Here is a 14,214-nt window from a genome sequence, read left to right as displayed (position 1 = left end):
TTTGTTGGGATCGGTATGAAGTCAGGCCGCTCAAACCGACGAGCGGGGAGCGCACCTGTTAGTTCTGACAGTATCCGCAGCACCACAGGAGGTGTTCAATTGCCCCAACAGAGCCGCAAGCGCCGTGATCAGGTGATGCATAGGCGTGTAGAGGGAGGTTTGGATGAGCACCCACAATGCTGGCCAATCGAGCGCGAATGGCCCCCAAGGCCCAGGAGGCAGCCTGGCGATTGACGCGCCCATCGTCGTCGACGCGCTGCCTGATGGGTTGGTGCCGGTGCAATTTTACTTCTCTGATCTACAGCTTTTGATTCCCACTCCCTGGGCGTTTCTACCGGGTCCGGGCAGAGACCAATATGTGGTGTTCGAGTGGAGCGTCCGCGGTGCCCGCCCGGTCGACACGCCACCGGTGTTGCTGCCTAACCCGATGACGGCCGCCGACTTTCCCTACCCGATGCAGATACCCCAGGCATTTTTGCTGAACAGTGCAATTATTGATCTGACGTTTCGCATCCATAACGGCACGCCGAACAGCCCCAGCGTCGATAGCTCTGAGGTTGTGACGATCAGGATCGACCGCGATGCGCCCGGTGGCGGCGCGTTGCTGCCACCGGCCATTTTTCCCATTGATCCGATTACCGAGGCCTACCTGGTCGCCAACCCCCTGGTGCCCATGGAAATCCCGCAGGGATATTTGGGGCGTGAGGTGGGTGATCAGGTGCCGATGTATTTTTCAGACATGAATATCTTGCCAACCGGCGCGCCGACCCTGGTTTCTGCACCGTTGGCCAGCGCCACCGGCCGCATATTCGTGGACGTGCCCAGCGAGGTGTTCCGTCGTTTTCCGGGGGCGCTCTGGATCTTCTGCTTCTATCGCCTGCAAGACCGTGCCGGCAACATCAATCCGATGTTTTCACTGGTGGCGCAAGTCAGGCTGCAAACCGACCTTCCGCCCTCCAACTACCCTCGGCCCCGTTTCCCGCAATCGGAGTTGCATCCTAACGGCTACTTGACCTGCAGCACCCAGCCTCCGATCTGGTTCGGTGTCGAGGTGTTCATAGCCCCTCACGCGGACATCCGTTCTGGTGATCTGATTACGCTGCGGTTCCAGGGGTACGGGCTGTACCCGGATGTCAATCCAGACCCCAATATCGTGGAAACCCTCACGCATTACTGGGATGAGGTCAGCGATGCGTCCGGCTATGCCTTCTGGATACTCGATGTCGAGCGCTTGATTCGGCCCCTGAAAAAAAACGCCGGAGGAGAAGCTCATTACACGGTGTCCAGGGGAGGCGTGATCATTGGCCGGTCTGCTTCTAGGTATGTGCCGTTCGATCGGGTAGTGAATACCTCGCCCCCCCCCGCCAAACCCCATCTACTGCTGGATTGACGGCAATGGCCCAGAACCCTGATTGCGAGTGCTTTGCGTCATGAGTGTTGGAACACCGCGTACGTTTCACTGAACTTCTGACGGGTAAATCCAAAGTTGGTTTGTTTGGCCGCATGTCATACGGCTGGGAAGAGTGTTGCTGCGATTTCAGTCACCTGGCAGTCACTCAAGCAGCGGGGCGATGGCCGTCCGGCCACTTCATGAGTGTTTGTGCGATGCCTACATTAAGTACTAAGGAGAGACTGATATGAGCAGCACCCCTGACGTCACCATTACATCCGAACCTTTGGTTATTGATGCGCCCACGATTGCCGAGGCACTGGATAATGCAACGGGTCTTATTCCAGCGTCCGTTGCTCGTGCGGGTATCACCGTGGAGTGTCGAACCGGGCGGATCTCGGTACCGACCGACTGGCTGGGTATTCAAATTCGCACAACCACCGATCCGGTGCCCACTTGGCGACCCTTTCTGGAGCCATTCCAGATCAACTTGGACCCCGTGCCTGCAATCATCGATAGATACATTCCGGCGCCGTCTCCCGAGTTTGAGTTCCCGCATGGCTTTTATGAGATCAAAGTCGTGCAATACCGCAATTCCAATGGCGCACCAGGTGCTGCGCGGGACGAGTCCAACCCTGCCGCGTTTCGCGTCGATCTGATTGCGCCCTACGCTGTAGCGTCGTCACGTGAACAACCCACCGTTCCGATGCTGGCTAATGCGCCAGCGGGGACCATTATCGACAATGCGTTCCTGATAAATCATGGCGGCGTGGAGATTGTTATCCCCCGCAACACCTTCAGTCCCCAGCCTGGGCGATTCGAAGCGGGGGACATAGCTAACGTTTACTTCAGCCCGGTAATGGACCCACGACCAGAGTATCTGGTGAGCGGCCCAGGTGTGCCTCTGCTACCACCACCCGACAACAGCACCTTCTTCCTGCCCGCCAGCCAGATCATCTTGAGTGGGCTTTATTATTTTTTCTACACCATGGTTGACCGGGCAGGGAATATCAGTCGCCCATCGTTCAATGAGTTTCGCACGGTCTCGTTACTGACCGACCCCGTACTATTGGAGCCATTCCTACCGCTTGCACCGTCCCCACGTGACGGTAGCACTGATGATTTGCTCAGCATTGCGGACTTTGTGCTGGGCATTAATCTCCATATCGAACAGTATCTTAATTTCGCTACAGGACTGGACAAGTTCGAGACGCAATGGGAAAGCCAGCCCTTTGGCCCGCAAACCACTGAACTCACGGGCTTCCCGGTAGTTTTCAGTAATATGAATGATGCGATCAAGGCCGCCTATACCGCGACGCTAGGTCCTCAGGCGGTAAGCGTGCGTTACCGGACTGATCGCAACGGTGTGTTCTTCCTCTCACCCGCTAAAAACGTCCGGCTCGACTTGTCGGTAGAGGGGCCTGTACTGCCGGGCACACTGGAACCAGGCGATATGAACCCTGGGCTGAACCCGGCACAAGTGTTTGGCGAGGACTCACAGGAGTTGAATACCCTGCGCATTGGCGATGCGGACCGACCTGTGACTATTGTGATTCGACTCTGGACCATTGCGGCACTGCCTCACCCAGGCAATCAGTTTTACTTGTATTGGGGCGCCTCCAAAGAGCGTGTCGGGCCTTTCCCTTTAAGCACTACGGTTCCTGGCGAGGACGCGAGGTTTATCATTCCCTGGGCGGTGGTTGCCCGCCACGGGAACAATCTGCAGCCTGTCAGCTATTCTGTCATTGGCCCCGGCACTATCAATGAGAACCCGTCGCCCCTTACCACGGTCAATGTGATCGATGCCGTGACGGTGGAACTGGCGCCGGCAAGGTATGAGAATCTCATAGCTGGCGAATGGACCTGTCAGTCGCTGGTACAACGGATGCCTGGCTCGCCGCCGGTCCTGGCTGCCATGCTTTTCATTCCGGGCGATGTCAGGCTGGTAGTGGGCAATACTGTGGAGGTTACGGTCACTATCACCAACCAGTACCCACAGCTCCCACCGGGCCCCTTTGTAGAGCCTATTACAACTGCGCCCTTGACCGCTGCCGATGTGGCCAACGGTTTTTATGTCGATATCATTTACCGTCCATTCCTGGCTCAAGCGCCGTTCGGCCCTTGCGAGGTCACCTACACCACGAACGTGGCGGGTGGAGGCATCGGTCGCGGGCGGTTGGCCGAAGTATTCACGATATTCTCCAACCCTGACTCTTTCTGTGATGGCATATCTGCTTAACCTACGAATCAACGCCTCCACGTCTACAAACTGCTGAAAGCACAAAAGGGAAGCATGGCTTCCCTTTTGTGCATCTGGTAGCAATGGACTACGGCTTGTGGACGGATCAGTTTGCCAGTTGTGCAGTTTTCCATGCCACTGCGGTGCCTATACCTAAGCTTTGCTCGGATTAGTCCTACAGTCATCAGTACGTTCACTACGTAACCTCTGCGCCTTACAGGTGAGGCTTCATTCCGCGGGAACGAGCCAAGCCGTTTTTACAGGCGCTACCCAGAGAGTGAACCCCCGATGTCATTACCTACCAGATTCGAGCTCAAGCCCTTGAGCAAGATGATGCATGTTCCAGCCATTAGCGTGCTTCTGCTTGCAGCGATGCACACCAGCGTCCAAGCGGATCAACTGATCGGTGAGTCAAGGACCATTGGCCCCCATGAGATGAAAAATGATTGGCAGTTGGATCATAAGTCCGAGCTGACCGTCAACGGTGCTCGCGCCGGAAATATCCTGGCCAACGACTCGACGTTGAATGTCAATACTGGCAGCCGGATCGAAGATATCCGTGCGACGCAGGGCTCCACCGTCAACGTTGACGGCGCCACTGTTGAATCCAACCACTCGATATGGGGGGCGGTGCGCCTGGATGACAGTGCGGCCATCATTCGCAACAGTGCCATCATCAGCCACACAACTTTCGGTTTGCAGGCGTACCAGAGTTTCAATTCCGACAAGGGCGGCATTGCCCAGGTGTTCAACAGCATCATCCGGGGGGAAAAGAGCGGGGCAATAGCCACGGGCAATGCTGAGTTGCACTTCAATCAGAACACTGTGGTCGAAGGCACCGGCGCCGATAGTGATGGCGTGTGGCTCGACGGTGCAACCGCGACTGCCAGCCAAAGCAGCATCATCGGCGGCAAGAATGGCGTGTTGTTTACCAACGAAGCTGGCAGCAGCGATGCCGGCAAACTGGTGCTGGATAACTCCAGCGTCGAAGGGCGCAACGGCTCGGCCATTGTCGTGGAAGGTCACCCTGGCGAGGAGATGGAAGTTGAAATCGACGTGCGCAACGGCTCAACCCTGACCGGTGGCAATGGCGTGCTGCTGGAAGTCAACGGCGGTGCCCAGGCGAGCATGAATGTCGATAGCAGCCGGTTGAAAGGCGACGTCATTGTCGAAGATGGCAGCACGGCACATTTGAACCTGGAAAACAGCTCCGGGCTCAAAGGCCAGCTGCAGAATGTCACCAGCTTGAACGTAGGCAATGGGTCGTACTGGGAGTTGACCGCCGACAGCCAGGTGGGTGCCTTGAACCTGGTGGACGGTACGGTGATATTCGGCCACACCGATGCGTTTTATCAGTTGGACCTGGACAGTCTCGACGGCAACGGCACCTTCGTCATGGGTACCGATTTTGCCAACGGCATCACGGACTTCCTGAACATCAGCGGCGAAGCCAACGGCAGTCACAGCCTGTTGCTCGCAGCCAGCGGTACAGAGCCGGTCAACCCCGAAGCGATTCGTATCGTGCATACCGGCGGGGGTGACGCGCAGTTCTCACTGGCGGGCGATGTCGTCGACGTGGGTGCCTATTCCTATGGTCTGAAAAAGGATGGCACCGATTGGTTCCTCGACCCGAACAACCGCGTGATCAGCCCGGCTACTCGCTCGGTCATGGCGTTGTTCAATACCGCCCCCACGGTCTGGTACGGCGAGGCGACTTCCCTGCGTACGCGCATGGGCGAGCTGCGTTTCGAGCCTGGTCAGGCGGGTGTGTGGATGCGTGGTTATGGCAACAAGTACAAGGTGGCCGAGAGCACTGGGGTTGGCTACAACCAGAACCAGCAGGGCTTTACCCTGGGTGCTGACACACCGTTGGCCGACAGCCAGTGGCTGGTGGGTGTGATGGCCGGCCATAGTACTTCGGGCTTGAACCTCAAGCGCGGTACGTCGGGCACAGTGAAGAGCTACTACGTGGGTGCTTACGCAACCTGGCTGGATGAAGAGAGCGGTCTGTATTTCGACGCCGTGGCCAAGCTCAACCGTTTCCATAACGAGTCCAAGGTCGGCTTGAGTGACGGCACCAAGTCCAAGGGCAAGTACGCCAACACCGGCGGTGGCCTGTCGGCAGAGTTCGGTCGCAATATCAAGCTGGACGACGGTTACTTCGTCGAGCCGTATGCCCAGCTGTCCACCGTGGTGATCCAGGGCGCCAACTACAACATGAAAAATGGCCTGCACGCCGATGGCGAGCGCACCCGCTCGATCATGGCCAAGGCCGGTGCGACGGTGGGGCGTGACATCCAGCTCGACAGTGGCAGCGTACTCCAGCCTTACCTGCGGGCGGCGATGGTGCATGAGTTTGCCAACAACAATAAGGTCGCGGTGAACAACCATGAGTTCAACAACGACCTATCGGGTTCACGCGCCGAGTTCGGTGCGGGCGTCGCGGTTAAGTTGTCGCAAAACCTGCAACTGCACGCCGACCTAGAGCACAGCAGCGGTGGCCGGGTCGAGCAGCCATGGGGCGCCAACATAGGTGTGCGCTACAGTTGGTAAAGACTTGACGCTTATTAACGCCCGTATCGAAAGATACGGGCGTTTTTTTTGCTCTTGCATAATCGATCAACTGGTTACGTTGAAACCGACTTCCAGTGTGTGTGGGTTCCCGTTGACATCTTCATCGGTGGTGCCATTCAGCGTGCCGCTGATTTTGATGATGCCGGCTTCCAGGTTGTTAATGATCAACGTTCCTGTGGAGCAGCGCACGACGTAATGAATCGTAGGCGACTTGACGGCATACCAGACATTGACCTTATTGGACTGCCACTTATCCAGCTCTAATACCTGCCCATTGCGAATGGTGTCGGGCAGTTCAATCGTGATTTTTTCCACGGTGACTGCATTATCAGCATGTCGTGCTAGAAGGCGGTAGATGGCCGCGTCATGGTCATGCACCAGGGTCAAAGTCTGAAAGTGGACCGATATCGTATCGATAAATGCGTCGAATGTACCGGTGGCGCTGAGGGCCTTGGGGTACAGTGCTTTTTGTTGCGCAGGGGACAACTGTTGCGCTTGTACGCTCATGATCGCTTCTCCATCGCTGATGATTGTGCGAGTAACAGAGGTTTCGAGGGCTCTGTTCGAGTCATGAAATAGCAGTGCGCGTGGGCTGTAAACTGTCAGAACTAACAGTATACGAAGGCAGCGACTCATGAGTGATGCGTGGCCTGACTCGGCACCTGGCCTGAAAGCATTAGACGCCTTTGCACGGGATTTTCTACTGTGAGGAGTGACAGTCTAATAACCTGCCATTAATACGCTTTAGTTCTAAGCCCGATGCAACTTCAAGCAAAAAGCCCCGCCGCAATATTGATCGAGAACCCCAATATTGCCGTATTGAACAGAAACCCGATCAACGACTGCCCCAGCACCACTTTGCGCATGGCGCGGGTAGCCACTCCCACATCCGAGGTCTGCACGGCGACGCCGATGGTGAAGGAGAAATACAGAAAGTCCCAGTAGTTGGGGGTCAGCAGCCCCTCGGCAAAGCGCAACGCCGGCGCCTTGCCCTCCCAGGTGTAATACAGGCGAGCATAGTGCACGCTGAAAATCACCCCGATCAGCAGCCACGAACCAATCACCGTCACCCCGGTAAAACCGTAATGCAGCAGGCGTTCGGCAGTGCCCAGGTCCTTGCTGCCGGCCAGGCCAACGGCAATCGTCGCCAGGCTGGCTATCGCCGCAATACACACCATAAATAACACCAGGCCGGCGTTTTCATCCTCGACCTCGGCGATGCGCTTGACGTCCTCGGCCTTGGCACGGATGGTCAGGCGCAGCATCAGCACCAGGTAGGTCCAGACCCCGACGTTCCAGCCGATCAGGATTTTGCTGAGGATTGAATCGAAGGGCGCCAGGATGCCGATTGCCAGGCCCAGGACGGCGGCAGCGGACAGGCGAGGGTGGGTTCGGGCGAGGAAGGGCATAGTGCTCACAAATGCGGGATGTTTGAGCACCATAGCCTATTCCTGCAGGAGCCGGCTTGCCGGCTCCTGCAGGGGGCTGATCAATCTTTGCGTTTGCGCACCAGTTTCATGACGACCACAAAGAACACCGGCACAAACACCACCGCCAGTGTCGCCGTGATCATGCCGCCAATCACCCCGGTCCCAATCGCCTGCTGGCTCGCCGAACTGGCGCCGGTGGCAATCGCCAACGGCACCACGCCCAGAATGAACGCCAGCGAAGTCATGATGATCGGTCGCAGACGCAAGCGTGCGGCCTTCAATGTCGCGTCAATCAGGTCTTCGCCCTGGTCATACAGGTCCTTGGCGAACTCGATGATCAGGATCGCGTTTTTCGCCGACAGCCCGATGATCGTGATCAAGCCGACCTTGAAGAACACGTCGTTGGGCATGCCGCGCAGCGACACCGCCATGACCGCGCCCAACACGCCCAACGGCACCACCAGCAGCACCGAAGTGGGGATCGACCAGCTCTCATACAGCGCCGCCAGGCACAGGAACACCACCAGCAGCGACAGCATCAACAGCAGCGGCGCCTGGGAGCCTGACAAGCGCTCCTGCAAGGACAACCCGGTCCATTCCTGGCCCAGGCCGGCTGGCAATTGGCTGACCAGACGCTGGATTTCTTCCATCGCCTCGCCGGTGCTATGACCGGGTGAGGCTTCACCCGAAATAGCGATGGCCGGGTAACCGTTGTAACGGGTCAACTGCGCCGGGCCCTGGACCCAGCGCGCTTCGACAAATGCCGACAGCGGCACCATCTTCCCGGCGTTGTTGCGCACATGGATCTTCATCAGGTCTTCGACCTGGCTGCGCTGGTCGCCTTCGGCCTGTACCACCACGCGCTGCATGCGGCCCTGGTTGGGGAAGTCGTTGATGTAGGCCGAGCCAACGGCCGAGGACAGGATATTGCCCACATCGGCAAACGACACGCCCAGGGCATTGGCCCGCTTGCGGTCCACCTCCAACTGCACTTGCGGCGCCTCGGCCAGGGCACTTTCGCGCACATTGGCCAGGATCGGGCTTTTTTCCGCAGCCGCCAGCAGTTCGGTACGGGCTGCCATCAACGCGGCATGGCCGACGCCGCCCCGGTCCTGCAAGCGGAACTCAAAGCCGCTGGAGGTACCCAGGCCATCCACCGGTGGTGGCAGCACGGCATAGGCCATCGCATCCTTGAGTTCGGTAAAGGCCATGTTGGCGCGATCGGCAATTGAGGCCGCCGAATCATCGCTGCTGCGCTCGGACCAATCCTTGAGCGTGGTAAACGCCAGCGCCGCGTTCTGCCCGGAACCGGAGAAGCTGAACCCCATGATCATCGTCGTATCACCGACGCCCGGCTCGGTGGCGTTATGCGCTTCGATCTGCTCGGCCACCAGCACCGTACGGTTCTTGCTCGCGCCCGGCGGCAACTGGATATCGGTGATGGTGTAGCCCTGGTCTTCCACCGGCAGGAACGAGGCGGGCAGGCGGCTGAACAGGAAGCCCATGCCCACCAGCAGGACCAGGTAGATCAGCAGGTAGCGGCCGCTGCGCTTGAGGGCATAGGCAACCCAGCCTTCGTAGCGGTCGGTCAGTTGTTCAAAGCGCCGGTTGAACCAGCCGAAGAACCCACCCTTGGTATGGTGCTCGCCCTTGGCAATCGGCTTGAGCAACGTGGCGCACAGGGCCGGGGTCAAGGACAGGGCGAGAAACGCCGAGAACAGGATCGAGGTGGCCATCGACAGCGAGAACTGCTGGTAGATCACTCCCACCGAACCCGACATAAAGGCCATCGGCAGGAACACCGCCACCAGCACCAGGGTAATGCCGATGATCGCCCCGGTAATCTGGCCCATGGCCTTGCGTGTGGCTTCCTTGGGCGACAGGCCCTCAGTCACCATGATCCGCTCGACGTTCTCCACCACCACAATCGCATCGTCCACCAGGATGCCGATGGCCAGCACCATGCCGAACATGGTCAGCACGTTGATCGAGAAACCCAGCAACAGCATGGTGGCGAAGGTGCCCATCAGTGCAATCGGCACCACCAGCGTCGGGATCAGGGTGTAGCGGATGTTTTGCAGGAACAGGAACATCACCGCAAACACCAGCGCCATCGCCTCCAGCAGGGTGTAGATCACCTTGGTGATCGAGACCTTGACGAACGGCGAGGTGTCGTAAGGGATCTTGTACTCGACATTGGCCGGGAAGTAGCGCGACAGCTCATCCATCTTTGCCCGCACCAGGGTCGCGGTGCTCAAGGCATTGGCGCCGGGCGACAGTTGCACGCTGACGGCGGTGGAGGGCTTGCCGTTCAGGCGCGTGGAGAACTGGTATTCCTGGCTGCCGATCTCGACCCGCGCCACATCACCAATACGCACGGTGGAACCGTCCGGGTTGGCCTTGAGCACAATGTCGGCAAACTCGGCCGGCGTGGAGAGCTGGCCCTTGACCAGAATCGACGCGGTGATTTCCTGGGTATTGGTGCCCGGCAGATCACCGATGCTGCCGGCCGAGACCTGGGCGTTCTGCGCGGTAATCGCCGCATTGACGTCGGCCGGGGTCAGGTTGAAACCGATGAGCTTCTGCGGGTCGATCCAGATCCGCATCGCGCGCTCGGCGCCGTACAGCTGGGCCTTGCCCACGCCGTCGAGGCGCTTGAGCTCGTTCATCACGTTGCGCGCCAGGTAATCGCTGAGCGCCACGTCGTCGAGCTTGCCGTCGCTGGAGGTCAAAGTCACCAGCAGCAGGAAGCCGGCGGACACCTTCTCCACCTGCAAGCCCTGCTGGGTCACAGCTTGCGGCAGGCGCGGCTCCACGGCCTTGAGGCGGTTCTGCACATCGACCTGGGCCATTTCCGGGTCGGTGCCCGGCTGGAAGGTCGCGGTGATGGTGGCCGAGCCGAGGCTGCTCTGGGATTCGAAATACAGCAGGTGGTCGGCGCCGTTGAGCTCCTGCTCGATCAGGCTGACCACGCTTTCATCCAGGGTTTGCGCCGAAGCGCCCGGGTACACCGCGTAGATTTCCACTTTCGGCGGCGCGACGTTGGGGTACTGCGCCACCGGCAACTGCGGGATGGCGAGGGCGCCGGCCAGCAGGATAAACAGGGCGACCACCCAGGCGAAGATCGGGCGGTCAATAAAGAACTGCGGCATTGTCTCTGATCCCTTTGATTACTGGCCGGCTGCCTGGGCGACAGGCGCGACGCTGGCATCCACTTCGACTTTTTCGCCGGGGCGTGCGTGTTGCAGGCCTTCGACGATGATGCGGTCCCCGGTCTTCAGGCCGCTGTTGACCACCCAGCGATCATTGATCGCCGCGCCCAACTCCACCGGCTGCTGGCTGACGTTCTGCTCGGCGTCCACGAGCAACACCATGGGGATGCCGGCGCTGTCACGGGTGATTGCGCGCTGCGGCACGCTCAGGCCTTGCTGGTCGACCGCTTGCTCCAGGCGTACGCGGATAAAGCTACCGGGCAACAGGTCGAGGTCCGGGTTGGGGAATTCGCTGCGCAGGATGATCTGCCCGGTACCGGGGTCTACGGAAATCTCCGCGAACAGCAACTTGCCCGGCAGCGGGTAGAGGCTGCCGTCATCCTGGATCAGCGTGGCCTTGGCCTGGTCCTGGCCCACTTGCTTCAAATGCCCGGCGCGGAAAGCGCGGCGCAGGTCATTGAGTTCGCGGGTGGATTGCGTCAGGTCGGCGTGGATCGGGTCCAGTTGCTGGATCAGCGCCATGGGCGTGGCTTCGTTCTGTCCCACCAGGGCGCCTTCGGTCACCAGCGCGCGGCCGATACGCCCGGAGATCGGCGCGGTCACGGTGGCATAGCCAAGGTTGAGCTTGGCGCGTTGCACCGCTGCCTGGTTGGCCGCGACATCCGCGGCGGTTTGCCGGGCGGCGGCGCGGGCGTTGTCGTAGTCCTGGGCGCTGATGGCATTGCCTTCGACCAACTGGCTGTAGCGCTGCTCTTGCAGGCGCGCCTGGAAGGCATTGGCCTCGGCCTTGCGCAGGCTGGCCTGGGCGCTGTCGAGGTCGGCCTTGAACGGCGCCGGGTCAATACGGAACAGCACGTCGCCCTGTTTGACGTCATGGCCTTCCTTGAACACCCGTTGAAGCACCACGCCCGCAACCCGGGCGCGCACTTCGGCGATGCGCGGTGCGACGATCCGCCCACTCAGCTCGCTGCTGATGGACAGGGGCTTGGCTTCGAGGGTTTCGATCCGCACCTTGGCCAGGGGCATTTCGGGGGTGTCGCCTGCGGAGTTGCCACACGCACCCAGGGCCAGGGTCAGTGCCAGCAGGCAAAACGGCGCAAACAGATTCTTTGACATGCTCTTATCCCAATATTGACTGGCGCATCCTACGGGCGCCCCCGACTCGGTGCTGTGAAGCTGTGTAGGTGGTCTGTGAAGAAATGTAAGGTACGGCGCACGCCGAGGCGCGTGCGTATATCCTTCACGGCTGTGGATCCTAACAAGCTCTTCTGATCAATGACGATCTAATGTGAAACTGTATTATTTGGAAACACCATGCCCAACATCCTCCTGGTCGAAGACGACGCCGCGCTGTCCGAGCTGATTGCCAGTTACCTTGAGCGCAATGGCTATCACGTCAATGTGCTCAGCCGTGGCGATCATGTGCGCGAACGGGCGAGGCTCAACCCACCAGACCTGGTGATCCTCGACCTGATGCTGCCCGGCCTCGATGGCCTGCAAGTCTGCCGCCTGCTGCGCGCCGATTCGGCCGGCCTGCCGATCCTGATGCTCACCGCCCGCGATGACAGCCATGACCAGGTGCTGGGCCTGGAAATGGGCGCCGACGACTACGTGACCAAACCCTGCGAGCCACGGGTGCTGCTGGCCCGGGTGCGCACCCTGTTGCGCCGCAGCAGCCTCAGCGAGCCACAGGCGGCCAACGACCAGATCCTGATGGGCAACCTGTGCATTGACCTGTCGGAACGCGCCGTGACTTGGCGCGAGCAGACGGTGGAGCTGTCCAGCGGCGAATACAACCTGTTGGTGGTGCTGGCCCGGCATGCCGGCGAAGTACTCAGTCGCGACCAGATCCTGCAGCGCCTGCGGGGCATCGAGTTCAACGGCACCGACCGCTCGGTGGATGTGGCCATCTCCAAGCTGCGCCGCAAGTTCGACGACCATGCCGGCGAGGCGCGCAAGATCAAGACGGTATGGGGCAAAGGCTACCTGTTCAGCCGCTCCGAGTGGGAATGCTGACACCATGTTCCGCGCCCTGATCCGTCTCTACCTGCTGACCATCGTGACCTACAGCGCAGCGATCTACTTGATCCCCATGGGCATCATCGAGGTCTTCCACGACCGCTACATGAACTACAACATCGAACAGTCTCGTGGCTTGCAGAGCCTGATCGTGCGCCAGTACCACAGCCGGCCGGTGGAGCGCTGGTCCGATGTCACCGACCAATTGGCACGGGATTTTGCGCCGCTGAAGGTGCAACTGATGCATCGCCAGGACGCCCGCTACACACCCGACGAGGAGCGACTGCTGGAGCAGGGCAAGCCGGTGATCCGCCTGGGGGAGTGGGGCTTGATGGAGGAGATCAGCTCGCCGCTCAATGGGCAGTTGGCGGTTAAATTGACCATCCCCCCCGACCCGCTGGACATGAACCTGCTGTACTGGACCATGAACGTACTGATCGGCGCGGCGTTGCTGGGCGGCCTGTTGATCTGGCTGCGCCCGCATTGGCGCGACCTGGAGCGCCTCAAGGTCACCGCCGCGCAGTTGGGCCGGGGCCGCCTGGAGGAGCGTACGCATATTCCCCCCAGCTCCAACATCGGCAGCCTGGCGGCGGTATTCGACACCATGGCCAACGACATCGAGCACCTGCTCAACCAGCAGCGGGACTTGCTCAACGCGGTGTCCCACGAACTGCGCACACCGCTGACCCGCCTGGATTTCGGCCTGGCCCTGGCGTTGTCCGAAGACCAGCCGGCCGCCAGCCGCGAGCGCCTGCAAGGCCTGGTGGCGCATATCCGCGAGTTGGATGAGCTGGTGCTGGAGCTGTTGTCCTACAGCCGCCTGCAAAACCCGGCGCATCTGCCCGAGCGGGTGGAAGTGGTGCTCGATGAGTTTATCGACAGCATCCTGGGCAGCATCGACGACGAGCTGGAGAACCCGGAGATCGTGATTGATGTGGTACTGGAGTGCGCCGTGGAGCGTTTTACCCTCGACCCACGCCTCACCGCCCGCGCCCTGCAAAACCTGCTGCGCAATGCCATGCGCTATTGCGAGCGACGGATCCAGATCGGCGTCAAGGTCTGCGCCAAGGGCTGTGAAATCTGGGTGGATGACGATGGCATCGGCATCCCCGAAGAGCAGCGCGCCCGGATCTTCGAGCCGTTCTACCGCCTGGACCGCAGCCGCGACCGCGCCACCGGCGGCTTCGGCCTGGGCCTGGCGATCAGCCGCCGGGCGGTGGAAGCACAAGGCGGCACACTCACGGCCCAGGCCTCGCCACTGGGCGGCGCACGCCTGCGGCTATGGTTGCCCACCTGAAAACACCGGCAACTGTCTGTCTAGAGCGGGTTTGTGTTTTTATGCAGTCCTGC

9 protein-coding genes are annotated in these 14,214 nt (G+C 60.1%); 5 read left to right on the top strand and 4 right to left on the bottom strand.

The window, feature by feature from the left end:
- Positions 1 to 163: 163 nt before the first annotated feature.
- The 3 genes from HBR93_RS11310 to HBR93_RS11300 all read left to right on the top strand — a co-directional run bounded on the left by HBR93_RS11310 (position 164) and on the right by HBR93_RS11300 (position 6,182).
- Complete coding sequence (locus HBR93_RS11310) at positions 164 to 1,390, top strand: hypothetical protein (protein ID WP_233092049.1); 1,227 nt, start codon at positions 164 to 166, stop codon at positions 1,388 to 1,390.
- Between the two features lie 247 nt (positions 1,391 to 1,637).
- Positions 1,638 to 3,629, top strand: a complete 1,992-nt coding sequence (locus HBR93_RS11305; RefSeq protein WP_169960348.1) for a hypothetical protein — start codon at positions 1,638 to 1,640, stop codon at positions 3,627 to 3,629.
- Positions 3,630 to 3,917: 288 nt separating this feature from the next.
- Positions 3,918 to 6,182: an autotransporter outer membrane beta-barrel domain-containing protein gene (locus HBR93_RS11300; protein ID WP_169960347.1), complete on the top strand. Its 2,265-nt coding sequence runs from the start codon at positions 3,918 to 3,920 to the stop codon at positions 6,180 to 6,182.
- Positions 6,183 to 6,248: 66 nt separating this feature from the next.
- On the opposite strand, the gene HBR93_RS11295 is transcribed toward HBR93_RS11300, so the two are convergent.
- The 4 genes from HBR93_RS11295 to HBR93_RS11280 form a co-directional block, all read right to left on the bottom strand.
- Positions 6,249 to 6,710 (bottom strand): hypothetical protein, encoded by a 462-nt coding sequence (locus tag HBR93_RS11295; RefSeq protein WP_057436671.1) that lies wholly within the window; start codon positions 6,708 to 6,710, stop codon positions 6,249 to 6,251.
- Positions 6,711 to 6,970: 260 nt separating this feature from the next.
- Positions 6,971 to 7,612: a DUF1345 domain-containing protein gene (locus tag HBR93_RS11290; protein ID WP_057436955.1), complete on the bottom strand. Its 642-nt coding sequence runs from the start codon at positions 7,610 to 7,612 to the stop codon at positions 6,971 to 6,973.
- Positions 7,613 to 7,692: 80 nt separating this feature from the next.
- The gene (locus HBR93_RS11285) at positions 7,693 to 10,785 is read right to left on the bottom strand and encodes an efflux RND transporter permease subunit (protein WP_057436669.1); all 3,093 of its coding nucleotides are present in this window, start codon (positions 10,783 to 10,785) and stop codon (positions 7,693 to 7,695) included.
- A gap of 18 nt (positions 10,786 to 10,803) precedes the next feature.
- Complete coding sequence (locus HBR93_RS11280) at positions 10,804 to 11,961, bottom strand: efflux RND transporter periplasmic adaptor subunit (protein ID WP_057436667.1); 1,158 nt, start codon at positions 11,959 to 11,961, stop codon at positions 10,804 to 10,806.
- Positions 11,962 to 12,159: 198 nt separating this feature from the next.
- Between HBR93_RS11280 and HBR93_RS11275 the strand changes: the two genes are divergently transcribed.
- Both HBR93_RS11275 and HBR93_RS11270 read left to right on the top strand, forming a co-directional pair.
- Positions 12,160 to 12,861 (top strand): response regulator transcription factor, encoded by a 702-nt coding sequence (locus HBR93_RS11275; protein WP_057436665.1) that lies wholly within the window; start codon positions 12,160 to 12,162, stop codon positions 12,859 to 12,861.
- Between the two features lie 4 nt (positions 12,862 to 12,865).
- Complete coding sequence (locus tag HBR93_RS11270) at positions 12,866 to 14,161, top strand: ATP-binding protein (protein ID WP_169960346.1); 1,296 nt, start codon at positions 12,866 to 12,868, stop codon at positions 14,159 to 14,161.
- The last annotated feature ends 53 nt before the right edge of the window (positions 14,162 to 14,214 follow it).

This window comes from Pseudomonas sp. WS 5411 (genome assembly GCF_012985595.1).
Taxonomy (GTDB): Bacteria; Pseudomonadota; Gammaproteobacteria; order Pseudomonadales; family Pseudomonadaceae; genus Aquipseudomonas; species Aquipseudomonas shahriarae.
This window is presented reverse-complemented; position numbering and strand designations above follow the sequence as displayed.